The organism is Ruegeria sp. HKCCA0235A (genome assembly GCF_013033235.1).
GTDB lineage: Bacteria > Pseudomonadota > Alphaproteobacteria > Rhodobacterales > Rhodobacteraceae > Ruegeria.
Genome location: NZ_WQDQ01000002.1, coordinates 328,943 through 351,856 on the forward strand (window position 1 = coordinate 328,943; position 22,914 = coordinate 351,856).

23 protein-coding genes are annotated in these 22,914 nt (G+C 59.2%); 14 read left to right on the top strand and 9 right to left on the bottom strand.

The features are described 5' to 3' along the window. The first annotated feature begins 33 nt into the window (after positions 1 to 33). The 3 genes from GOW56_RS05535 (at position 34) to dapD (ending at position 2,524) form a co-directional block, all read left to right on the top strand. Complete coding sequence (locus tag GOW56_RS05535; protein ID WP_171205241.1) at positions 34 to 945, top strand: threonine/serine dehydratase; 912 nt, start codon at positions 34 to 36, stop codon at positions 943 to 945. Positions 946 to 989: 44 nt separating this feature from the next. After that, a complete protein-coding gene (locus tag GOW56_RS05540) occupies positions 990 to 1,589 on the top strand; it encodes a GntR family transcriptional regulator (protein ID WP_171205242.1) in 600 nt (199 codons plus the stop codon). Positions 1,590 to 1,696: 107 nt separating this feature from the next. Beyond that, positions 1,697 to 2,524: a 2,3,4,5-tetrahydropyridine-2,6-dicarboxylate N-succinyltransferase gene (gene dapD, locus GOW56_RS05545; protein WP_171119955.1), complete on the top strand. Its 828-nt coding sequence runs from the start codon at positions 1,697 to 1,699 to the stop codon at positions 2,522 to 2,524. Positions 2,525 to 2,663: 139 nt separating this feature from the next. On the opposite strand, the gene GOW56_RS05550 is transcribed toward dapD, so the two are convergent. After that, a complete protein-coding gene (locus tag GOW56_RS05550) occupies positions 2,664 to 3,149 on the bottom strand; it encodes a hypothetical protein (RefSeq protein WP_171205243.1) in 486 nt (161 codons plus the stop codon). 337 nt (positions 3,150 to 3,486) lie between these two features. Between GOW56_RS05550 and GOW56_RS05555 the strand changes: the two genes are divergently transcribed. Continuing rightward, complete coding sequence (locus GOW56_RS05555; RefSeq protein WP_171119954.1) at positions 3,487 to 3,831, top strand: hypothetical protein; 345 nt, start codon at positions 3,487 to 3,489, stop codon at positions 3,829 to 3,831. Here the strand turns inward: GOW56_RS05555 and GOW56_RS05560 are convergent. Continuing rightward, entirely contained in the window at positions 3,828 to 4,886 is a 1,059-nt protein-coding gene (locus tag GOW56_RS05560; protein WP_171172328.1) for a transporter substrate-binding domain-containing protein, read from the bottom strand. The two genes, GOW56_RS05555 and GOW56_RS05560, sit on opposite strands and share 4 nt — an antisense overlap. A gap of 210 nt (positions 4,887 to 5,096) precedes the next feature. Here GOW56_RS05560 and dapE point away from each other — a divergent pair, with 210 nt between their 5' ends. The 3 genes from dapE to rnr are packed head-to-tail and all read left to right on the top strand — an operon-like array spanning position 5,097 to position 9,121. Further along, on the top strand, positions 5,097 to 6,236 hold the full coding sequence (dapE, locus tag GOW56_RS05565) for a succinyl-diaminopimelate desuccinylase (protein WP_171205244.1): 1,140 nt from the start codon (positions 5,097 to 5,099) through the stop codon (positions 6,234 to 6,236). 3 nt (positions 6,237 to 6,239) lie between these two features. After that, entirely contained in the window at positions 6,240 to 6,815 is a 576-nt protein-coding gene (locus tag GOW56_RS05570) for a TIGR04282 family arsenosugar biosynthesis glycosyltransferase (protein WP_171119951.1), read from the top strand. 47 nt (positions 6,816 to 6,862) lie between these two features. Next, positions 6,863 to 9,121, top strand: a complete 2,259-nt coding sequence (gene rnr / locus GOW56_RS05575; protein ID WP_171205245.1) for a ribonuclease R — start codon at positions 6,863 to 6,865, stop codon at positions 9,119 to 9,121. On the opposite strand, the gene GOW56_RS05580 is transcribed toward rnr, so the two are convergent. Both GOW56_RS05580 and GOW56_RS05585 read right to left on the bottom strand, forming a co-directional pair. Continuing rightward, a complete protein-coding gene (locus tag GOW56_RS05580) occupies positions 9,112 to 9,498 on the bottom strand; it encodes a DUF1801 domain-containing protein (RefSeq protein WP_171205246.1) in 387 nt (128 codons plus the stop codon). The two genes, rnr and GOW56_RS05580, sit on opposite strands and share 10 nt — an antisense overlap. Beyond that, on the bottom strand, positions 9,495 to 10,193 hold the full coding sequence (locus GOW56_RS05585) for a glutathione S-transferase family protein (protein WP_171205247.1): 699 nt from the start codon (positions 10,191 to 10,193) through the stop codon (positions 9,495 to 9,497). Before GOW56_RS05585 ends, GOW56_RS05580 begins: the two co-directional genes overlap by 4 nt. 85 nt (positions 10,194 to 10,278) lie before the next feature. Here GOW56_RS05585 and GOW56_RS05590 point away from each other — a divergent pair, with 85 nt between their 5' ends. After that, entirely contained in the window at positions 10,279 to 10,992 is a 714-nt protein-coding gene (locus tag GOW56_RS05590) for a YafY family protein (RefSeq protein ID WP_171205248.1), read from the top strand. Positions 10,993 to 11,054: 62 nt separating this feature from the next. Further along, positions 11,055 to 12,371, top strand: a complete 1,317-nt coding sequence (locus tag GOW56_RS05595) for a lytic murein transglycosylase (protein WP_171205249.1) — start codon at positions 11,055 to 11,057, stop codon at positions 12,369 to 12,371. A gap of 54 nt (positions 12,372 to 12,425) precedes the next feature. Here the strand turns inward: GOW56_RS05595 and GOW56_RS05600 are convergent, their stop codons facing one another. Together GOW56_RS05600 and GOW56_RS05605 are read right to left on the bottom strand one after the other, a co-directional pair. Beyond that, entirely contained in the window at positions 12,426 to 13,823 is a 1,398-nt protein-coding gene (locus GOW56_RS05600; protein ID WP_171205250.1) for an aspartate aminotransferase family protein, read from the bottom strand. A 77-nt stretch (positions 13,824 to 13,900) separates the two neighbouring features. After that, a complete protein-coding gene (locus tag GOW56_RS05605) occupies positions 13,901 to 14,584 on the bottom strand; it encodes a GntR family transcriptional regulator (RefSeq protein ID WP_171205251.1) in 684 nt (227 codons plus the stop codon). Between the two features lie 140 nt (positions 14,585 to 14,724). Here GOW56_RS05605 and GOW56_RS05610 point away from each other — a divergent pair, with 140 nt between their 5' ends. The 5 genes from GOW56_RS05610 to GOW56_RS05630 all read left to right on the top strand — a co-directional run bounded on the left by GOW56_RS05610 (position 14,725) and on the right by GOW56_RS05630 (position 20,016). Beyond that, complete coding sequence (locus GOW56_RS05610; protein WP_171205252.1) at positions 14,725 to 15,810, top strand: polyamine ABC transporter substrate-binding protein; 1,086 nt, start codon at positions 14,725 to 14,727, stop codon at positions 15,808 to 15,810. Between the two features lie 75 nt (positions 15,811 to 15,885). Further along, positions 15,886 to 17,013, top strand: coding sequence for an ABC transporter ATP-binding protein (locus GOW56_RS05615; protein ID WP_171205253.1), 1,128 nt, complete (start codon positions 15,886 to 15,888; stop codon positions 17,011 to 17,013). Further along, a complete protein-coding gene (locus tag GOW56_RS05620) occupies positions 17,013 to 17,903 on the top strand; it encodes an ABC transporter permease subunit (RefSeq protein WP_152459301.1) in 891 nt (296 codons plus the stop codon). The genes GOW56_RS05615 and GOW56_RS05620 overlap by 1 nt, the downstream gene beginning before the upstream one ends. After that, positions 17,900 to 18,718 (top strand): ABC transporter permease, encoded by an 819-nt coding sequence (locus GOW56_RS05625; RefSeq protein WP_152459300.1) that lies wholly within the window; start codon positions 17,900 to 17,902, stop codon positions 18,716 to 18,718. The genes GOW56_RS05620 and GOW56_RS05625 overlap by 4 nt, the downstream gene beginning before the upstream one ends. After that, complete coding sequence (locus GOW56_RS05630) at positions 18,715 to 20,016, top strand: FAD-binding oxidoreductase (protein ID WP_171205254.1); 1,302 nt, start codon at positions 18,715 to 18,717, stop codon at positions 20,014 to 20,016. The genes GOW56_RS05625 and GOW56_RS05630 overlap by 4 nt, the downstream gene beginning before the upstream one ends. A gap of 9 nt (positions 20,017 to 20,025) precedes the next feature. Here the strand turns inward: GOW56_RS05630 and GOW56_RS05635 are convergent, their stop codons facing one another. The 3 genes from GOW56_RS05635 to GOW56_RS05645 are packed head-to-tail and all read right to left on the bottom strand — an operon-like array spanning position 20,026 to position 22,835. Beyond that, entirely contained in the window at positions 20,026 to 20,892 is an 867-nt protein-coding gene (locus GOW56_RS05635) for a phosphotransferase (RefSeq protein ID WP_171205255.1), read from the bottom strand. 53 nt (positions 20,893 to 20,945) lie between these two features. Further along, a complete protein-coding gene (locus GOW56_RS05640) occupies positions 20,946 to 21,608 on the bottom strand; it encodes a flagellar hook capping FlgD N-terminal domain-containing protein (protein ID WP_171205256.1) in 663 nt (220 codons plus the stop codon). A 3-nt stretch (positions 21,609 to 21,611) separates the two neighbouring features. Then, positions 21,612 to 22,835: a flagellar hook-length control protein FliK gene (locus GOW56_RS05645; protein ID WP_171205257.1), complete on the bottom strand. Its 1,224-nt coding sequence runs from the start codon at positions 22,833 to 22,835 to the stop codon at positions 21,612 to 21,614. Positions 22,836 to 22,914 lie beyond the last annotated feature (79 nt).

Below are 22,914 nucleotides of genomic sequence, written 5' to 3' on the forward strand. Positions count from 1 at the left end.
CGCGGGCAGAGTGCCAGTCACGGAAAGACAAGAATGAATTGGAAGAGCGAAATATCAGCGGCGCGGGATCGTATCGCCGGACATACGCAGGTGACGCCGGTGATCGAGAGTCGAATTCCGGGCCATCCCATTGAGCTGAAGCTGGAGCACATGCAACACACGGGCAGTTTCAAGGCGCGCGGTGCGTTCAATACGTTGCTGAGCCTCGACGTACCCGATGCGGGTGTCGTGGCTGCATCCGGCGGCAATCATGGTGCAGCGGCGGCCTTTGCGGCGCAGGCGCTTGGATATACGGCCAAGATTTTCGTGCCCGAACTGGCGGGGCCATCCAAGATTGCATTGATCCGGCAAACCGGAGCGGATCTGAGCGTTGTGCCCGGCGAATACGCCAATGCGCTGACACAGGCGCAGGCGCATGAAGCGGAAACCGGAGCGATGCAGATTCACGCCTATGATGCGCCGGCTACCGTGGCGGGGCAGGGGACCTGCTTTGCGGAATGGGATGCGCAGGGTCTACAGGCAGATACGGTTCTGGTCGCTGTCGGCGGGGGTGGGCTGATCGCCGGGGCGTTGGCCTGGTTCGACGGAGCGCGCAAGGTCGTGGCGGTCGAACCCCAGACCTCCTGCGCATTGAATGCGGCGTTGCAGGCCGGTGAACCGGTGGATGTTTCCGTATCCGGGATCGCGGCAAACGCGCTGGGCGCGCGCCGGATCGGGCAGATCTGTTTCGACCTGGCACAGGGGATGACGTCGGTCCTGGTGTCGGATGATGCCATCGCGGCGGCGCAGAAGATGCTGTGGCAGGCGCATCGTATTCTGGTGGAGCCGGCGGGCGCCACGGCGTTGGCAGCCTTGACCTCGGGCGTGTATCGGCCCGAACCAGGCGAGCGCGTGGCCGTTCTGGTGTGCGGCGCGAATATCACGCCGGACCCGCTTGCGGGGTGAATTATCTGGTTGAGGATAGCTGCCGTAGATTTTATCTATAATTTATGACCGCTACGATCTCGGACACGATTTATCAGAACCTCAGCCAGCAAATCATAACCGGAGAGCTGGGCGCCGGGGAAAAGCTGCGGCAGGATCATATTGCGCGCACCTTTGACACCAGCCATGTTCCAGTGCGGGAAGCCCTGTTGCGGCTTGAGGCGCATGGATTGGCCCGGCACGAGCCACGCCGGGGCATGCGGGTCACGGCGCTGGACCCGGCAGAGGTGCGAGAGGTCATCGAAATGCGCGTGGCGTTGGAAACACTGGCGTTGCAGCAATCGGTTCAGAACATGTCTCCGGTCGCATTGGACAAGATCGATCGCGCACGCATCGCCTGTGACGAGGCGCAGACGATGCCCCAATGGGAGGCGTTGAACAGAGCATTCCATCGCGCCATCCTGACACCTTGCGGGTTGCCCCGTCTGTTGCACACCATCGACGATCTACATATCGCAAGCGCACGCCACTTGTTTGCGCACTGGCGGTCGAAATGGGTGCAACAAACTGACAAGGATCACGCCGCACTTGTTCAGGCGCTCAGGCGGAAGGACCTGAGCACGGCAAAAGGTATTCTGACCCGACATATACGCCGCGCCAGCTGAATAGCGCCTTTCAGACGCAAAACGGCCCGTGTTCGTCGCATTGCGCCATTGGCCCGGCTTGCGTATAGGCCAAACCAACATGAACAGATTCTGTAGGGAGACGCCCCATGTCCAACGCGCAACTGGAAGCCGCCATCGAAGCCGCCTGGGAGGCACGCGACACGATCACACCCGCCACGGCAGGTGAACAACGCGAAGCGATCGAAGACACGCTGAATGCGCTGGACAGCGGGTCTCTGCGTGTTGCCGAAAAGCTGGAAAACGGTGACTGGCACGTGAACCAGTGGGCCAAAAAGGCGGTTCTGCTGGGCTTTCGCATCAAGGACATGGAAATTCAGACTGGCGGTCCGCAGGACGGCGGCTGGTGGGACAAGGTGGACAGCAAGTTCGCTGGTTGGGGTGAAGATCAATGGCGCTCGGCTGGATTCCGTGCGGTTCCCAACTGCGTTGTGCGCAAGTCGGCCTATATCGCGCCGGGCGTGGTGCTGATGCCATCCTTCGTCAACCTTGGTGCCTATGTGGATGAAGGCACCATGGTCGACACCTGGGCGACCGTCGGCTCATGCGCGCAGATCGGCAAAAACGTCCACCTGTCGGGCGGTGTGGGTATCGGCGGCGTGCTGGAGCCGATGCAGGCCGGCCCGACCATCATCGAGGACAACTGCTTTATCGGCGCGCGCTCCGAGGTGGTCGAGGGCTGCATCGTCCGCGAAGGCTCGGTTCTGGGGATGGGCGTGTTCATCGGCAAATCCACCAAGATCGTGGATCGGGAAACCGGCGAAGTGACATATGGCGAAGTCCCGCCCTATTCGGTGGTCGTCGCGGGTTCGATGCCGTCAAAGAACAACATCAGCCTGTATTGCGCGGTGATCGTGAAGCGGGTGGATGAAAAGACCCGGTCGAAAACCGGCATCAACGAATTGCTGCGGGACTGATCGCCCCGGTTGTACAGAAAGGCCGGAGCTGACCCGCTCCGGCCTTTCCAGTTTTTGGGGTGTTACGCGTATGTGACCGAACCTTGGTCAGAGCCGGTCCTGAGATTGTGTCCAGGCTCGGACGAACGCTCTGTGTGGATCAGCGATTTTCACCCTGCATAGCGTCAACTTCTGAGCTTCCTGCGTTGGTTTCCGTGCCTTCGCTTTCGTTGTCGCCGCCGCTTTCGCTGTCGCCTTCGCTTTCGTTGTCGCCGCCGCCTTCGTTTTCTCCACCACTCTCGTTATCGCCGCCGCCTTCGTTATCGCCTTCGCTTTCGTTGTCGCCGCCGCCTTCGTTTTCTCCACCACTCTCGTTATCGCCGCCGCCTTCGTTATCGCCGCCGCTTTCGCTGTCGCCGCCGCCTTCGTTATCGCCGCCGCTTTCGCTGTCGCCGCCGCCTTCGTTATCGCCGCCGCTTTCGCTGTCGCCACCGCTCTCGCTATCGCTACCGCCTTCGCTTTCACCGCCGCCGTCTTGGGCGTAAGCTGCACTTGGCGTCACAAAAGACAGCACGGCGACAGCAGGTACTCCGGAAAGCACAATCACACTTGCAGTTGTCATCATTAACTTGGACAGAACACTCATTTTAATTCTCCTGTAAAAAATGACTTACGCAGTGGCTGCATCTTAGAGTTGGCTTCTCGTCACCGTTGTGAAAGGCAGGAAACGCGTCGAACTCAGCAGGAAATGGCCAAAATTGAGGCCAAAATGTGGCAGAAATGTGCCCGATTCAACTCAGGGAATGGAGATGAAACGCTGCTCAATTTTTGGGCGAAAACGGGAAAAGGGCTTTGCTGAGTCGCATTTCTGCAAGTCCTCAGTGCCTATGGGCGGGGCAAGGGGCTGCGTCAGATCCCATACTTAAAGCTAGGATCGATGGAAGCAGTTGACCCTTCAAAACGCCGCGCGTAATGCAGGGCCCATGGAAAAGCGCAAGAAGCCCTCACGTCAGCAAGTCTATACCCTTCTGGTCCAGATCGGCCGTAAGGATGGCGACGGGCTGCCGGACGGTGCGACGGGGGCAGCACTGATCTGCTACGCCAGTGGCGTGGACGAAGCCGAGGCCGTGCGCGAGACGGTTGCTATTCTGAAGCAGGCCGACACCGCGCCTTTGGATGTCACCGGGTACGGGACCTTGGCCGAGCGTGAGGCACAGGGACATGAAATCGAACCTGACGAACGTGCCCTGATGCAGCGTGCTCTGGATGAAAACGCCGTGATCGTCGCGCAGATGACACCGTTCTTCGGAGACGAGGCGCAGGCCTAGTTCCGCATACCGAACCACTTGCGATAGATTTCGTCATAAGTTCCGTCTTCACGCAATGAAAGCAGAGCCTGGTTGACATCCTCGACCAGAGGCGACCCGGTCGGGAAAGCGATGCCATAGTTCTCGCGCAGGAAAACGCCGCCTGTCATCGACGCCGTTCGCCGGCCTTCATGGGCCGCATAGTAGGACAGGATTGGCGCGTCGAATACGACGGCATCCAGTTGTTTGGACTGGAACGCATCCAGCATCTGCTCCAGCCCGGGATAGCCGGTGAATTCAATATCACGCCGGTTCAGAAAACTTGCCGCGGTCGAGTCTGTGATTGTCCCGACACTTTTGCCATACAGGTCATTCACCGAATTCACGCTGCCTGTGATCGCATCCACGGTCATGACCGAGGTGATGCGGGCCGTGAAAACGGACACGATGAACAGTGACGAAACAACCAGAACGACACCCAGAAGCCGGCCGAACGGCGTGCGCGGCATCCTCTCTTCGAACCCGCCGTTCACGACGAGGTTCAGCGCCCACCAGAACGAGGGAAACCATGCCTCGTTCAGCTTGCGATCGAAATAGGGTTGAGCACTACGCTCAAAGCTCCACATCAGCATGCCGCCGCCCAACAGAATGGCGAAGGCCAGGCCGATGGCGATAAACAGCTCTTTTGAGAGCAGCGCATGCAGCAGCGAAGGCTGGCGCGCGGCTTCCGATGGCACCATGATCTGTAGGCCCGCCTCAAAGATCGGCTGGCTGAAGTCCATTTGCGTTTCCCGCAGCGCAGTGATCGAGATATTGGCGACCGCAAGATCGGCGGACCCATTCTGAACCGCCTCCAGCATATCTGAGAATGAATCGACCCGATTGATGGAATAGTCCCAGTTCAGCGCCTCTGCCAGCGCGGCGAGCAGATCCATCGAAAAGCCGGTTTCCGCACCGTCCTCTACATAGGAAAACGGGGGGCGGGTCACCGTCGTAACCGTTAGAGACTGTGCCATGCTCTGCTGCGCGAGGACGGCGAAAGTCAGGCAGATCAGTGCGTAGAATGCGCGCTTCATTTTCATTCACCTGTTTCGCGGCCCTGTAACGCGATTGTGCGGCGGGCGGCAAGATGGTCGCCGGGTAAACCGCCATGATTTGTTAGGGTGTCGCTTTGATATCTGCACATTTGGTCGCAACGATATTTTTGCGAATTGGGGTTGGAAAACCGGCCAATTCGTTGAATCTGTGCGCGAACCCGCGAAAGATACAGTTCCAGAGGCCATTGCATGACCGACCCCGTCCAATTCACAGCCGATCTGATCCGTTGCCCATCGGTCACACCTGCCGAAGGTGGCGCGCTGGTTCTGCTGGGATCGGTGCTGGCGGATGCGGGGTTTGAATGCACGCGTGTCGACCGTGGTGGCGTCAGCAACCTGTTCGCACGATGGGGTCAAAAAGGCCATCCGCGGAGTTTCGGGTTCAACGGCCATACTGATGTTGTGCCGGTCGGCGACGAGGCCGCGTGGACGATGCAGCCTTTCGGGGCCGAAATACGCGATGGTGTGATGTATGGGCGTGGGGCAACGGATATGAAATCCGGCGTTGCGGCGTTTGCGGCGGCGGCAATCGATTTCGTGCGCGACACCCCACCGGACGGAGCCATCATCCTGACGATCACCGGCGACGAGGAAGGCGACGCGCTAGATGGCACGACCGCCTTGCTGGATTACATGGACGGCGCGAATGAACATATGTCTGTCTGTCTGGTGGGTGAGCCCACCTGCCCGAACAAGATGGGCGAAATGATGAAGATCGGCCGTCGCGGGTCGATGACCGCATGGTTTACGATCACCGGTGTTCAGGGGCATTCGGCTTATCCGCATCGTGCCAAAAACCCTTTGCCAGCCATGGCGCGGCTGATGGATCGGCTGGCGGGGCACGAACTGGACCAGGGCACGGACCACTTCGACGCTTCGACATTGGCAGTGGTGACAATCGACACCGGGAATGCGGCCACCAACGTAATCCCGGCGCAGTGCAAGGGAACGGTGAATATTCGTTTCAATGATCTGCATTCCGGGGCCAGCCTGAGTGACTGGCTGAAGACGGAAGCAGATGAGGTGGCCGCTCAGTTCGGCGTTGAAATAGATGTCACAATCAAGATTTCAGGCGAAAGCTTTCTGACCCCGCCGGGGCCCTTGTCGGATCTGGTGGCCAAAGCGGTAGAGGCGGAAACAGGCGCATCGCCCGAGCTTTCGACGACCGGTGGTACGTCGGATGCGCGTTTCATCAAGAACCATTGCCCGGTTGTAGAGTTCGGTCTGGTCGGTCGCACGATGCATCAGGTCGACGAATGCGTCGAGGTGGCCCAGATCCAGCAACTCAAATCGATTTATACCCGAATCCTGACCGACTATTTCGCCTGATCCATGCAGCGCACATTGGTGATCATGGTGAAGGAACCTCAACCGGGCCGCGTCAAAACACGGCTTGGACGAGAAATCGGCATGGTCGCGGCGGCGTGGTGGTTTCGACACCAGACCCGGTCCTTGATCCGGCGGCTGCGAGATCCCCGTTGGCGAATCGTTTTGGCCGTCTCACCCGATCAGCAGGGTCTAAACAGCCGGGTATGGCCTGCGGACCTGCCGCGCGCCGCGCAGGGGCGTGGGGACCTGGGGGATCGCATGGGGCGGATGCTGCGCGGGATGCCCAAGGGGCCGGTTTGTCTGATCGGTGCGGATATTCCGGGCATTTCGCGCCGCCATATTGCCCGTGCTTTCGACGCATTGGGGCGTTCTCAGATGGTGTTTGGGCCAGCACCGGATGGTGGCTATTGGCTGGTCGGCGCGCAACGATATGCAGCCTTGCCGGCAAGTCTGTTCCAAAACGTGCGCTGGTCGACAGAACACGCATTGGCCGACACGCTGGCCTCGATTTCTGGCGGTCGGGTGTCATTGCTTGATCAGCTGCGCGATGTGGATACGGTTGCCGATCTTGAACCCTGAGGCTTTTTGGTCATGACGCGGTCGCAAACGCGTGCTAGGCCGGACGTATGACTCGCATCCCTACCAAGCAGGAGGTCCTGGACTGGATCTCGGCGAACCCCACCCTGACCTCAAAACGCGATATCGCCAAAGCCTTTGGCATCAAGGGCGCGGATCGGATTGATCTGAAACGTATCCTCAAAGAGCTTGAGGCCGAAGGCCATCTTGAGAAACGCAAGCGCAGTTACCGCGACCCGGATCGCCTGCCGCCGGTCAGCGTGTTACAGGTAAAGGCGCCGAATGCCGATGGCGACCTGTTCGCGCGGCCACTGGAATGGCATGGCGAGGGGGTCGAGCCCAACGTTCTGATCATTGCTCGCGCCAGCGACCCGGCGCTGGGCGAAGGTGATCGCATTCTGGCTCGTCTGACCGTGGTGCATGAGGAAGATCACAATTACGAAGCCCGCCTGATCCGCCGTATCGGAACGAACCCTCGGAAAATCGTGGGTATCTTCCGCAAAGGGGCCGAAGGCGGGCGGATCGTGCCGATCGACAAGGCCGGATCGACCGAATGGCTGGTGGCCGAAGGCGCTGCGCTGGGCGCCCGGGATGGCGAACTGGTTGAGGCCGAGCAAGCCGGGCCGAAAAACCGCATGGGGCTGCCACGCGCGCGCATCGTCGAACGGCTGGGCGACCCGACTGCGCCCAAGGCCGTTTCGTTGATCGCGATCCATCAGCACGGCATCCCGGATGATTTCCCCGACAAGGTGATTGCCGAGGCCGACAAGGCCAAGCCTGTCGGCCTGAAAGGCCGCAAGGATCTGCGGGATATGCCTTTGCTGACGATCGATCCCTCGGACGCGCGCGATCATGACGACGCCTGCTATGCCCATGCAGACGATGATCCCAAGAACCCTGGAGGGCACGTCATCTGGGTCGCCATTGCTGATGTCGCCGCCTATGTGCGGCCCGGCACCGCGCTGGACCGCGAGGCGCGCAAGCGCGGCAATTCCAGCTATTTCCCCGACCGCGTCGTGCCGATGCTGCCCGACCGTCTGTCGGGTGATCTGTGTTCGCTGCACGAAGGCGTGCCGCGCGCCTGTATCGCGGTGCGGATGCGGATCGATGCAAACGGCAACAAGATCGACCACCGGTTCGTGCGCGGGCTGATGCGCTCGGCCGCGTCCCTGAACTATGCCGAGGTGCAAGAGGCCATCGACGGCACCCCCAATGACCGGACCGGCCCACTGCTGGAGTCGGTTCTGAAACCGCTTTATGCTGCATATACCGCGCTGAAAAAGGCCCGTGCTGATCGCCAGCCACTGGAGTTGGACCTGCCGGAGCGCAAGATCGTTCTGAACGACAAGGGCGAGGTCGAAAGCGTGGCCTTCCGCGAGCGGCTGGACGCGCACCGGCTGATCGAGGAATTCATGATCCTGGCGAACGTGGCCGCCGCCGAGACGCTGATCGCCAAGCGCAGCCCGCTGCTGTTCCGGGTGCACGAAGAACCCGCGCCCGAAAAACTGGAAAGCCTGCGCGAGACGGCGCAGGCCGCCGGGCTGAATCTGGCCAAGGGGCAGGTGCTCCAGACCCGTCACCTGAACGCGCTGCTGAATGCTGCCGCCGGCACCGAGGATGCCGAGCTGATCAATCTCAGCACCTTGCGGTCGATGGCGCAGGCCTATTACAGCCCGGAAAACTACGGCCATTTCGGGCTGGCGCTGCGCAACTACGCACATTTCACCTCGCCCATCCGGCGCTATGCCGACCTGATCGTGCACCGGGCGCTGATCTCGGCCCATGGCTGGGGCAAGGACGGGCTGACCGAGGACGAAATTGCCCGGCTCGAAGAAACGGCCACGCATATTTCAGATACCGAACGCCGCTCGATGATGGCCGAGCGCGATACGACCGACCGCTATCTGGCGGCTTATCTCAGCGAACGTGTGGGCAACGAATTCACCGGTCGGATCAGTGGCATTGCCCGGTTCGGGGCCTTCGTGAAAATGGACGAAACGGGCGCGGATGGCCTGGTGCCGGTGCGGTCTTTGGGGCGCGAATTCTTTCATTTTGATCGAGAGGCCGGAACGCTGATGGGCTCGGATTCCGGGCTGATCATCGCCATCGGCCAGCGGGTCACGGTGCGGCTGACCGAGGCGACACCTGTGACCGGCGGGTTGGAGATGGAACTGCTGTCCATCGACGATCAGGCCCTGCCGCGCGGGCGCGGGCCCGCCAAGCGGTCGACGAGACGCAAGGCCGCCAGCACCAAACGCAAGAAGGACAAGATCAAGCGCAAGGTCGAACGCAAGCGCCGTCAAAGGTGATAGGTCAGCGCCCGGGCAATCAGCCAGCCATGGCGGGTTTCATCGATCTGGCTCGGGTCATCGAACAGAATGGCCCGGTTTCCGTCAATCCGGTCCTCGCCCGGAAAGGCCGTGGTGAAATCACCGATCAATCGGCTTTGGCAGTGCACGAACAGTGCGAAATCCGCGGATTTGTGAGCCCCCAGCCGGATCGTTGATCCTTTGGGGGCAAGATAGGCGGGCTTGCCCCAGCGCAGCTCTTCTCGCAATGGATTGGCGGCGGGCAGAGACTCTGCTGTGTTCAGTATCAGGTCGCGAAGCGCCAGGGCCCCCGCGCGTGCTTGCGGGGGCATGGCTTCAAAGGCCGAGGCGACCGAGGGGTCATCAAAAGGTTTCATGCAATCGGTATCGCCTGTTCCATCCGGTCTACGTAACTGTTCAACAGATTATCCTGTTTGATCCTGCGGGTCAGTGGGGTATCGGCAGGCGTTGCGCGCATGGCGGCGAGCATCGGGCCGACGCTCATATCTGCTGAAGTCGGTTGATCCGCCAGCAGGAAGCGGGGTTGCCACAGATGGGCCGAGATCGCCTCGAGATCGCGTTCGACCCGGTCCATGCGCTCGGGCAACGAGAACCGGCCGATCCCTTGTGACGTGATTCCTTTCAGAACGGATTTTCGGATCGCATTGGACGCCGGCTTTCGGATCAGAGCCGGAATTCCTGTGAAAAAGGTTTCGCGAAGGATCGGCCAGACCTCGTCATTGCCCCAGCGGTCCAGAACGATGTGGAAATACAGATGCTCTTCGGCCATTCGTACCAGCGCGCGGGATTGCGCTTTTTCCACATCCGAAAGCCCCTGATCGAACTCCGCCCCCTTCTGTTCCAGCCAATCGCGGATCAGATCGCTGTCTGGTATCAACCGCTCTGGCGTGCGCAGCACTGGCAGTTTTTGATGCGGCATCCTGCGCGGGTCAAGCATGTCCGAACGCTGCCAGACCTGACCGGAGTGCTGAAGCATCAAGGCTGTCTTGACGCAGAACGGGCTGGCGCTGAACAGTCCGAAGGCGGAAGGATAGGTGAGAAGGGTCAGCATCGCATGGCTCCGTGTTTTTGACGTGCCGGATGAGTAAACCGGCCTGATGACAGTTTTTGTCATTAGGGATAGGCTAGGGTTCATCATGTCCCGCACCGCCCGATTGTTCCAACTGATGCAAGCTCTGCGTTCTGGCCCATCGCCCAGAACGTCTGAACAACTGGCGCAGGATCTGGGTGTTTCTGCCAGGACGATACACAGGGATATTGACGCGCTGCGTGGTCTGGGGGCCGTTATTGACGGTGAGGCAGGGTTTGGGTTCACCCTGATCGAAGATGCCACATTGCCGCCATTGGGTTTCACCGATGACGAGCTTGAGGCCCTGGTTCTTGGCCTGCGCGAAGTTCAGGTGATTGGTGACCCGGCCTTGTCAGATGCAGCCAGCGCCGCCCTGCGGAAATTGCAGGGGCGATTGCCACAGCGACAGTCCCATCGGCTGAGCCACGCGGTTCTGGCGGCAACGCGGTTCAATCGCCCGCCCGCGCCGACCATCGACGTGGCCATTTTGCGGCAGGCGACGTGGGACGAACGCGCGATCGAGTTCTCGTATACGGACGCAAAAGGCGATGCCACACAAAGACGGGTCAACCCGCTGAGCATCGTCTATATGGATCGATCAAATGTGTTGCTCGGCTGGTGCCACCTGAGACAGGATTTTCGCGTCTTCCGGTTGGATCGCATTCAGGACATGTCCGTGACAGATCAAAGCTTTAGACCGAACCGGGTGCCCATGCTGCGCGAAGTTTTGGCGCAAATCCGCGCAGCGCGCGACGCGCAAGAACGCGATGACGATGCCTGAGACTTTGTGATTCGCCGATTTTGCGCTACCCTGAGGTCGAGCAGTAATCAGGAAAAATCGGAATGCAAAAATGCGTAGGCGGCGTCATGACCGTCGCATTATGGGCATCCATGGTGCAGGCGGACATATCAGAAAAAACGACTTGGCCAGACAGTGCAGTGCCAGGCGAAAAGATACAGCTGGCCTCGGCGGATGTGGCGGTTTCGATCCGTCCGGTCCCGCGCCCGGCGGTTGAGGCTTTGCGGGTGTCCGCGGCCGTGACCGCACGGTTTCAGGCCTGGCTCGGCGCGTTTCAGGAGCGCGCGAAGCAGCAGGGTATATCGGAAAGAACATTGAACAGGGTGTTCTCGGACATGATCTTTGACGAGGACATCCTGAAACGAGACCGCAATCAGGCTGAATTTTCGAAACCGATCTGGGAGTATCTGGATTCCGCCGTCTCGGACACGCGCGTTTCCAATGGTCGTGCCGCGATGCAACGACATCGGCAGGTGTTTCAGCAAATCGAGGCGGAATATGGCGTTGAAAAGAAAGTGGTCACGGCAATCTGGGGGCTGGAAACATCATTCGGCTCTTATCGTGGCAGCAACCGGACGCTGAGTTCCTTGGCGACGCTGGCTTTTGATGCACGGCGGGCGCAGTTCTTTGAAACGCAGTTGATCGCCGCCCTGAGGATCGTGCAGGCAGGTGATGTCAGCGCCAAAAACATGCTGGGCAGCTGGGCAGGTGCGATGGGGCACACGCAGTTCATGCCAACCTCGTATCTGGATCACGCAGTTGATTTCGATGGCGATGGTCGGCGTGACATCTGGTCGGATGATCCGACGGATGCGCTGGCCTCGGCCGCGTCCTATCTGGCACGGCACGGTTGGAAAAAGGGGCAGCCCTGGGGCGTCGAGGTGCGCCTGCCCGAAGGGTTCGACTATGCCACCGCCAAACGGGACTACACCCTGCTGCCGTCAGATTGGGCGGCGCGTGGCGTGGTGGGGCGTGACGGCAAACCTGTCCCGGATCACGGGCAAGCCGCAATCCTTTTGCCCGCCGGGGGGCAGGGCGTGGCGCTGATGATTTTCGACAATTTCAGCGTGATCGAGGCCTATAACGGGGCCGATGCTTACGTGATCGGTATCGGGCACCTGTCCGACCGGCTTGCGGGTGGCGCACCGTTTCAGTCCGACTGGCCCCGAGGCGAGCGGGCACTGAGCTTCACCGAGAAGAAAGAGCTGCAAACCCGCCTGACTGATGCGGGGTTCGATACAAAGGGTATCGATGGGCGCACCGGGCCGAACACCATCAATGCGGTTCGCGCCTACCAACTGGCGCAGGGTTTGGTGCCGGACGGCTATCCAACTGCGACACTTTTGGAGCGGCTGCGATGAACGATAAGAGGCGACCCAGACGGGCCGCCCCTTTGTAGAAGCCTTTTTCTGAACTCAGGATGCGGCTTTCATCAGCCCCTGAGCGATGATTTCCGCCTGTGCTTCGTCCAGAGATTTGTAAATCCGCACGAACATCTCGTCGATATCCGCCGGGGTCAGGATCAGCGGCGGCGAGATGATCATGCGGTCGCCCACGTGGCGCATGATCAGATTGTTGGCAAAGCAACGGTCACGGCAGATATAACCGATCGTGCCGGGCTCGGACGCGAACTTGGCGCGGCTGGCTTTGTCGGGTGTCAGAGCGATGGAGGCCATCATTCCGACGATCTTCGCCTCACCCACCAGCGGGTGATCGGCCAGCGCCTCCCATTTCTGTTTCAGATAGGGGGCGGCAACATCGCGCACATGCTCGACGATCTTCTCTTCTTCCAAAATGCGCAGGTTCTCAAGCGCCACGGCAGCGGCGACGGGGTGGCCGGAATAGGTGTACCCGTGGTTGAATTCCGTCCCGCCGATCACTTCGGCGATCTCGTCATTCACGATGGACCCGCCGATCGGCGCATAGCCCGAGCTGAGCCCCTTGGCGATGGTCATGATATGCGGTCTGATGCCCACGGTTTGCGATCCGAACCAGTTGCCGGTTCGGCCGAACCCACAGATCACCTCGTCCGCAATCAACAGGATATCGTATTTGTCGCAGATGCGCTGAATCTCCGGCCAGTAGGTATCGGGCGCCACGATCACGCCGCCTGCACCCTGAACCGGCTCGGCGATGAAGGCCGCGACACGGTCCTCGCCCAGCTCCTGTATGGCCTCTTCCAGCTCGCGCGCGCGGGCCAGGCCGAATTCCTCGGGCGACATGTCGCCGCCTTCCGCCCACCAGTTCGGTTGGTTGATGTGGTGAATGTTCGGGATCGGAATGCCGCCCTGCGCGTGCATGCCTGCCATACCGCCCAGCGAAGCCGACCCGACGGAAGACCCGTGATACGCGTTTTTCCTGCTGATGATGATATTCTTGTCCGGCTGCCCCTTCTCGGCCCAATAGGTGCGTACAAGGCGGATGTTGGTATCGTTGGCCTCGGACCCACCAGCTGCGAAGAAGACATGGTTCAGATCACCCGGTGCCAGCTCGGCGATCTTGGCGGCCAGTGCGATTGCGGGCACATGGGTCGTCTTGAAGAAGGTGTTGTAGTAGGGCAGTTCGCGCATCTGACGCGCCGCGACATCGGCCAGCTCATCACGGCCATAACCGATATTGACGCACCAAAGACCTGCCATTGCGTCCAGAATTTCCTCACCTTCGCTGTCGGTCAGGTAAACTCCGCTGGCGCGTGTAATCACGCGTGCCCCTTCCTGTCCCAGCGCGCCATTGGCCGAGAAAGGATGGATGTGATGCGCCGCATCCAGCGCCTGCAATTCGGCGGTCGGCATATGGTTGGTTATGGTGGACATCGGAGAATCTCCTACAAGAACGCAGTTGCGGTTCACAATATGATCAAATTCATCGCTGTCAATCGAATCGGGTTGAGTCAGGTGGAAGTCAGGGCCTCCGCGATCAATTCCATGCCTTGCTCAATGTCCTGTGCCGTTGCTTTTGCGGCTTTTTCGGCGTCTCGGTTGCGCAAAGCGGCAATGATATCCTTGTGCCGATCCGGCAGGCTTTGAGTCCCGAATCGACCACATACGACACGCAGCGACGGACCGAACCGCAACCAAAGCCTTTCGGCCAGATCGCTGAGAATCGGTGCGTTTGCGTGTGAGTACAAGGTTTCGTGGAACGCCTGGTTCAGACGCAGATATCCGCCTACATCCCCGTCAGCAATCATACGGTCCAGATGCATGTCGAGTCGCTCCAGATGATCTATATCTTCGGTTTGCAAATTCGACGTTGCGCGCCTTGAAAGCTCTGATTCTATTGCGGTTCTGGCAAAGATCATTTCCTGGATGTCGCCCGGGGAAAGCAGCGGCACACTTACACGCCGATTGCCTTGGAACACCAATGCCCCGTCCGAGATCAACCGGCGGATGGCTTCGCGCACCGGTGTCATACCAACACCCAGCGAATCAGTCAGGCCCTGGATCGTGACAGGCTGGCCCGGAACCAATTCGCCGAACAGGATCTGTGATCTGAGCGTTTGATAAACCTGCTCATGCGCGGGCTGTTTCCCTTTGTCGTTTGTCGACGCAGATGCCTTATTTTTGATCAAATCCAATTGGTTCTTCCCATTTCGACTAACCCTGACTTGTCAGGTGACAGACCTCGTGAAACCATACGCTGGATCGAGGAAAAACGCAAAACTTGATCAAATCCAAAAAAACGGGAAAATAGCCGTACACTTGCAGGGAGAAGAATATGACAATCAAAACGCTGACCATGACAGCGGTCATCGCATTGGGGACTTCGGCGGCATTCGCCGAAGAGGTGCGTGTTTACAACTGGTCCGACTACATCGACGAAGAATTGCTGAGCAAATTCGAGGAAGAAACCGGCCTGACTCTGATCTACGATGTGTTCGACAGCAATGAGGTTCTGGAAACCAAGATGCTGGCCGGTGGTTCGGGATACGATGTGGTGGTGCCGTCGGGCACATTCCTGCAACGCCAGATTCAGGCGGGCGCATTTCAGGAACTGGACATGGCCAAGTTGCCGAATGCGGTAAATCTGTGGGACGTGATTCAGGAGCGTACCGCAGGGTATGATCCGAACAATGCCTACTCGATGAACTACATGTGGGGAACGACGGGCATCGGTGTGAACGTCGACAAGGTCAAGGAAGTCTTGGGTGACGATGTGGCCCTGAACAGCATGGATTTGGTTCTGAAGCCGGAGAATATGGAAAAGCTGGCCTCGTGTGGCGTTCACTTCCTTGATGCGCCAGCCGAAATGATACCGATGACCTTGCAGTACATCGGTGAAGACCCCGACAGCCATGACCCGGAAGTGATCAAGAAGGTCGAAGACGTTCTGACAAGCGTTCGCCCCTACATCCAGAAGTTTCACAGTTCGGAATACATCAACGCGCTGGCCAATGGCGATATTTGCGTAGCCGTGGGTTGGTCCGGTGATATTTTGCAGGCGCGGGACCGCGCGGCCGAAGCCGACAACGGTGTGAACATCGAATACCACCCGTTCGCAGAAGGGTCGTTGATGTGGTTCGACCAGATGGCAATTCCCGCCGACGCGCCGAATCCGGAAGGTGCGCACAAATTCCTGAATTTCATTCTGGATGCCAACAACATGGCTGCTGCGTCCAACTACGTGTACTACGCCAACGGCAACAAGGCGTCTCAGGAGTTTCTTGAGGAAGACGTGATCGGCGATCCGGCAATTTATCCGGATGAAGCCACGATGCAGAACCTGTACATCACGACTCCGTACCCCGCGAAGACACAGCGGGTCGTGACCCGTCTTTGGACCAAGATCAAGTCAGGCACCTGATCCGGTCAAAAGCGCGGGGCGGTCTGGCGATCGCCCCGCCGCACTATTGTCCAAACTGACCATGCGGGGGCTGCTTTGAGTTCTGACGTTTTTGCGCCGTGGAATGACCCACAGGCGAAACCCTTGATCCAGTTCCAGAACGTGACCAAGCGCTTTGGCGAGTTCACGGCGATCGACAACCTGTCTCTGGATATTTTCGAACGTGAGTTTTTTGCCCTGCTAGGCCCTTCAGGGTGCGGCAAAACAACGATGATGCGGATGCTGGCCGGGTTCGAGACCCCGACCGAAGGCCACATCTTGCTGGGCGGGCAGGATATCGACCCCATCCCGCCGAACAAGCGGGCCGTGAACATGATGTTCCAGTCCTATGCCCTGTTCCCGCATCTGAGTGTCTGGGAAAACATAGCTTTCGGTCTGCGCCGAGACAACATGCCCAAGCACGATCTGGAAGACCGGGTCGAAGAGATGCTGCGCCTGACCCGGCTGGAACAATTCGCCCGTCGCAAACCGCATCAGATCTCGGGCGGTCAGAGGCAGCGCGTCGCGCTGGCGCGCTCGTTGGCCAAAGCGCCCAAGCTTCTGCTGCTGGATGAACCGCTGGGGGCGTTGGACAAGAAGCTGCGTCAGGATACCCAGTTCGAATTGATGGATATCCAGGAAAAGACCGGCACCACCTTTGTCATCGTCACCCATGATCAGGAAGAGGCGATGACAGTTGCCACCCGCGTCGCGGTGATGGATCAGGGCCAGTTAAAGCAAGTGGCCACCCCGGATCGGATCTATGAAAACCCTGAATCTGTTTATGTCGCTGACTTCATCGGAGATGTGAACATCATCGAAGGCCGCGCGACGCCATCCGGAGAGGACGCCTATCAGATCGATTGGGCCGAAGGTCAGGCCCCGTTCACGGCATCTTCGCCTGCCGGTTTCTCAGACGGTCAGCCCTGCCATCTGGCGATCCGCCCCGAGAAAGTGACGATCTCTGCCGAACGGCCCGTCGATGCGGTCAACGCCGTGCAGGGCAAGGTTCACGACATTGCCTATCTGGGCAATCTGTCCACCTATCACGTTGAATTGGCAAACGGCACAATCATCAAGGCGCAGACGGCCAATACTCGCCGCATCTCGCGCCGTTCTTTCACCTGGGAAGACCCGGTCTGGCTGTCCTGGACAGCCACGGCTGCGGTTCTGCTGGCCAACTGATGCGCCGCGCCGTTCTGATCGCCATTCCTTACGTCTGGCTGTTGGCCCTGTTTCTGGTGCCATTCTTCATCGTTCTGAAGATTTCGCTGTCGGATACCGCGCTTGCCATCCCGCCTTATACCCCGACTTTGGACCTGTCAGCCGGTTGGGCGGGGATAAAGGAGTTTTTCAGCCAGCTTGATCTGGAGAATTATGTCTGGCTGACCGAGGACGACCTGTATTGGAAAGCCTACCTGTCCAGCGTCAAGATCGCTTTGATTTCGACATTCCTGACACTGCTGGTAGGTTATCCCATTGCCTACGGCATGGCCCGCGCGCCTCAGGAATGGCGACCGACACTGATGATGCTGGTCATCCTGCCCTTCTGGACCTCGTTCCTGATCCGGGTTTACGCTTGGATGGGCATTCTGTCGAACGAAGGGTATCTCAACCAGATCTTACTGTGGACCGGCATCATCTCGACGCCGCTGACGATCCTGAACACGTCAACTGCCGTCTATATCGGCATCGTCTACACCTATCTGCCTTTCATGATCCTGCCGATCTATTCTGCGTTGGAACGGTTGGACGGATCATTGATCGAAGCGGCCGAGGATCTGGGGTGTTCCCGTTTGCAGGCCTTCTGGCTGGTGACCATCCCGCTGTCCAAACCCGGTATCATTGCAGGGTGTTTCCTGGTGATGATCCCCGTGATCGGTGAATTCGTGATCCCATCCCTTCTGGGTGGTTCCGGTACGCTGATGATCGGCAAGGTTCTGTGGGAAGAGTTCTTTTCGAACCGTGACTGGCCGGTGGCAAGTGCGGTGGCCATCGTGCTGCTGCTGATCCTTGTCATTCCCATCGTGCTGTTCCAGCGCAACCAGCAGAAACAGGCGGAGGCCGAGGGATGAACAGATTGAGCTGGTTCAACACGGTTTCGCTGACGCTGGGTTTTGCGTTTCTGTACATCCCGATGATCATCCTGATCGTCTTCAGCTTCAACGAAAGCAAGCTAGTCACGGTCTGGGCCGGGTTTTCGACGAAATGGTACGGAGAGCTGCTTCGGAACGAAGCGTTCCTTGATGCTGCCTGGGTCACGATCCGGGTCGCGGTCTTTTCGTCGACGCTGGCGACTATTCTGGGAACGGCCGCCGCTTATGTGCTGGTCCGCAGCGGGCGTTTCTTTGGCCGGACACTGTTTTCCGGCATGATCTATGCACCGCTGGTCATGCCCGAAGTGATCACCGGCCTGTCGCTGCTTTTGCTGTTTATCGGCATCGGCCTGGATCGGGGTATTCTGACCATCGTTCTGGCGCATACGACCTTTTCGATGTGTTTCGTTTCCGTTGTCGTATCCTCGCGCCTCATCACCTTTGACCGGTCGTTGGAAGAGGCTGCGCTGGACCTTGGATGTTCGCCCGCGCAAGCCTTCCGTCTTGTCACCCTTCCGATCATCGCACCTGCGGTAATCTCGGGTTGGTTGCTGGCCTTCACCTTGTCACTTGATGATCTGGTGATTGCATCCTTCACTTCGGGGCCGTCGGCAACGACATTGCCGATCAAGATATTCTCGGCCGTGCGCCTTGGCGTCAGCCCGGAAATCAACGCGTTGTCGACGATCATGATCGCTGTGGTGACGGTCGGGGTAATCACGGCCTCGCTTGTGACCAAACGCGCGATGGTACGGCAGCAGCAGGATGAAATGGCCGCAGCGCGCACCGAATGAAGCGGATTTTTCCAGACTACGCCTATGGCAGCGACCCTCGCGACGGCTGTTGGTGGGACGAAACTGTTGCCAGCCCGGATTGGCCAGAGTTCCAGGGTGACATGCATGTGGATGTGGCCATCATTGGCGGCGGATTTACAGGCGTTTCGGCTGCTCTGCATTTGGCTGAAAAAGCTTCGGTTGCGGTGTTCGAAGCCGGCGCACCGGGGTGGGGAGCCTCGGGCCGAAATGGCGGGTTTTGCTGTCTTGGCGGCTCAAAACTTGGCCATGCATCCATGCAGCGCCGATTTGGCTGCGATGCCGCTTTGGACTATGCGGCAGCGGAACAGGAAGCGGTCCGACTGGTCGCCGATCTGTTGGCACAACATCAGATCGATGCGGATACCCACTCCAGCGGGGAAACCCAGCTGGCGCATTCCAGGCGGGCGATGGACATGCTACGCCGCAATGCCGACGAGGCGGGAACCCTGCACGAAGCCAGAGACCTGCCCGGGAAGGGCATGGGTGGCGCGTTTTATGGTGGATACACTTCGCCGGTTGGTTTCGGGTTGAATCCCCGCAAATACCTGTTTGGGATTGCCAGAGCCGCCGAAGCAATGGGCGCGCATCTGTTTCAGAATTCCGCGGTTCTGAGCGTTGAAAAAACGGCGTCCGGCTTTGTGTTGCAAACGCAGAGCGGGCCAGTCAAAGCGCAGGCGGTGTTGGTGTGTACCAACGGCTATTCCAGCGAGGATATCCCGGCCTGGATGTCCGGACGATACATGCCTGCTCAGTCGACCGTCATGGTAACGCGACCCCTTGGTCGAACCGAGCAGATGGCACAGGGATGGACATCGGATCAGATGTGCTATGATACGCGCAATCTGTTGCACTATTTCCGCCTGATGCCGGACGGGCGCTTTCTGTTTGGTATGAGGGGCGGCCTGCGGTCATCGGCCGAGGCTGAAGCAGCCATTCGGCGAAAGGTTCAGCAGGATTTCAAACATATGTTTCCTGCTTGGTCGACGGTCGAGGTCACTCATATCTGGTCCGGTTTGGTGTGCCTGTCGCGGGCCCTGACACCTTTTGTCGGCCCCGTTCCGGATCAACCGGGGATGTTTGCCGGTTTTGCATATCACGGCAATGGCGTCGCCATGGGCACGTATTGCGGTCGAGCATTGGCGCGGTTGGTTCTGGGGCAGGACGCCAGGCTGCCGGTCGTGATGATGCAAACACCGGGTCGGTTTCCTTTGGGTCGCTGGCGCCGTGTTCTCATGCCGCCAGCCTACGCCATGCTGGCGCTGGCCGACCTGCGATGAGGCGGGGCGTTACAGAATTGCGGTTTCCAAGTTCAACCCTGTCGCGTAATCGGGCGCACCATTTTCAGCGCGCCAGAGGCAATACGTCGCCATGCGCCACGCATACCATGGCCTGAGTTGTTCATAGCGCGCGACGATTTCGGGCCTGCCGTAGGCCGAAAGAAACTGGTCTTCCTCTTTCTTCGACAGCGGTGAGCCTCGGTAAAGCTGCTGCATTGCAGGCGACAAAAACAGCGCAAGGTCTTCGCAGGGATCGCCCAGGGCCGGGCATTGCCAGTCGATCAAGGTCAGACCACCGGTCGCCACCAGGATATTGCCTGCCACGGGGTCGCCATGGATCAGGCACGTCTGTTGCGTGGGTGCGACCGAATTTGATGGTTGCAAATCAGCGAGTTTGTCGCGCCCGTTTGACGTACAGCCTTGCAGAATTCTTTTTCCATGAGCGCGCAAGTCTGCGCTGCCATTGCATCCGGCTGGCGCCTGGACGGCAATGGGCAGGGTATGAAGCTTGCGCAGCAAGGCGCCAACCTGTGCTGAATCCTGCCGCCAGGGGGCTCCGGGGGCGTGGTCGTAAAACACCCAACGGGCTTCTTTGTATTGCCCTGTGGCCCGCAGCCTTGGCACGAAGCCCGTGGTGCCAAGCGCCTTCAGGCATAGGGCCTCCAACTCTGCATCATTGCGAAACAAAGGATTGCGCAATGCCGTGCTGTAGAGTTTCAGGACTTTGTCACTGTCGCGGCCCTTGACCTTCCACACCTTGTTGGTGCGCCCGCCATACAAGGTCTCGAACCGAGGATGCGCGTTGACCAATCTTTGCGCGTGAAGATGGTCAACCAGATCACGAGGGGGGGCAGGCAGGTCGGGCAGAGGTTCCATCACTTCTTATGGCGAGTCGATTTGCCAAGGTTTGGCCCGTCCCGCCCGACAGATCAAGCACCTGTTCGGACTGCGGTGACCTGAGTTGCGGGAATCACCTGACCGCCCTGCAAGGTCAGCAAAACAGCATCGTCGCCAACCTGTGCTTCGACTACGCGATTGTAGGCGGCGACAGGTTTCTCAGAGAGCAACTTGTCACCTTTGTAGCTTTTCAGGGTTGCGCTGTAGTTGCCTGATGCCAATGGATTGCCTGAAGAATCCACTCCGGCCCAAACAAACTCCTCGGTTGTCGTGGGCACGGTAACATTATCGATTACCGTGCCATCACTGTCGCGGATCACCAATTTCGTCGCGTCCGCATCAGGGTCGGCCCGGGCGAACAATGTCACGGGCTGGCCCTCAAAGTGAAAGGCTGATGTCGAACGGACGTCCATGCCCACCCAACTTGCAAGCTCGTTCAGTTTCGTACCGCCCAATGCGTTGGCCAGGGTGGACAAGAGGTCATTGGTCTGGACTTGTTGCTCGACCATCGAGAACTGCGCCAACTGAGACGCATACTCGGTCGAATCCATCGGCTCCAACGGATCCTGATTCTTTGCCTGCGCCGTTAGCATCAGCAAGAATGTCTCAAAGTCCGACGTAATCGCGGACTTTTGTGATGCCCCGGCCTTTTGTTGATCCGCAACGGGCTGCGTGGTGTTGACAGGCGTAATCATTGGTCAAAACCTCATGTCGATGCCCCGGCCCGAGGCCAGATTCTGTGGATGGGAAGTTGTGTGATCGATCCGTTCGTGCGGCGCAGCTTCTGAATGTGAAGGGGATTGTGTGTCAGCGTCGTTTGCGTCCTTTTGATGTGCGCCAGAACCCCAAGAGGTTCCCAGATCAAAGCTCAGATCCCCATAACCCAGCTTCTGAAACTCTTCTGTCAGAACGGACAAATGACGCCGCATTAAATCGAGGGTTTCCGGGCGCTCGGTCGCAATGGTGATTTGCAGCCCGTCCTCCCGCCCGTTCAGAACAATGGACACACGCCCAAGCTCTTCCGGATTCAGCGCTATTTCCGTTGCTCCTGATCCGGTGCGGGTCAGGACAGCCGCCGACAGCTGACCAGCAATCGCCCGGGCGATTTCCGCTCGGGCGGCAGTGGACGGAGCCGCAAATTGAGGCACGGACTCACGCGAGGTCAGCGGCAAAGGTTCCTCTCTGGCGGCCGGCGGGGCCTCAGCTTCGACAACGGGTGCCACGGGTTCGGCTTCAACGGCAGTTGCCATCAGCTGAAGCTGCGCCACCGAGGGCGCCCGGTCAGGCGCTGACGATTTGGGCGTCAGAATGTTCACTTCGGGCAACGGCTTCTTTTCAGGGTCCAGCGGGAGGGGGACGGCCCCCGTTTGTTCGACCGTGCCTTTGGGCTTTGCAAGCTGATCAAACATCTGGCCGATTTCGGTCATGGCTGTCACGTGCACAGGTTGGGGCGTCGGACCCTGCACCTTCTGCGAGAGCGCCGGAACCGGGGAAGGTGTGTCGCTTTGTGTGGGCAAACCTTTTGGTACCGATACCGGTGGTTGATCCGGTGTTTCAGAGGGTGCTTGATTTACCTCCGCCACCCGAACCGGCACCACCTTTACCTTGCCCAAGTCCGGGGTTTCCAGGAATGCAGAAGGGGGTTGCTGTTCGCCGATGTGTTCTGAAATCGGGGTGGGATGGGCCGTTGCAGATGCCTCGGCCGATGTCTCCGGCACAGGTTCGGGCTCTGCTTCGACACTTTTCAGCTCGGCATTGATGGCAGCGTTTTCGCCTTCTGGGTGGCCGGTGGCACCAACCTCCTGCCGGAGGACATCCTGAAAGCTCTCCGAGCCAGTGTTTTGGCCCGGAGCCTTACGCGATGTGACGGCTTTCTCGGGTGTAGTAGGCATTGCGTTCGCCAGCGTTAGGGGGTTGGGCATTTTGCTCCGGCTCCGTGTGACTTGTCGGAACACTGCCTGTAGGAAGTTACGTTTATTTTAACCGCTTTAACCTTTGATC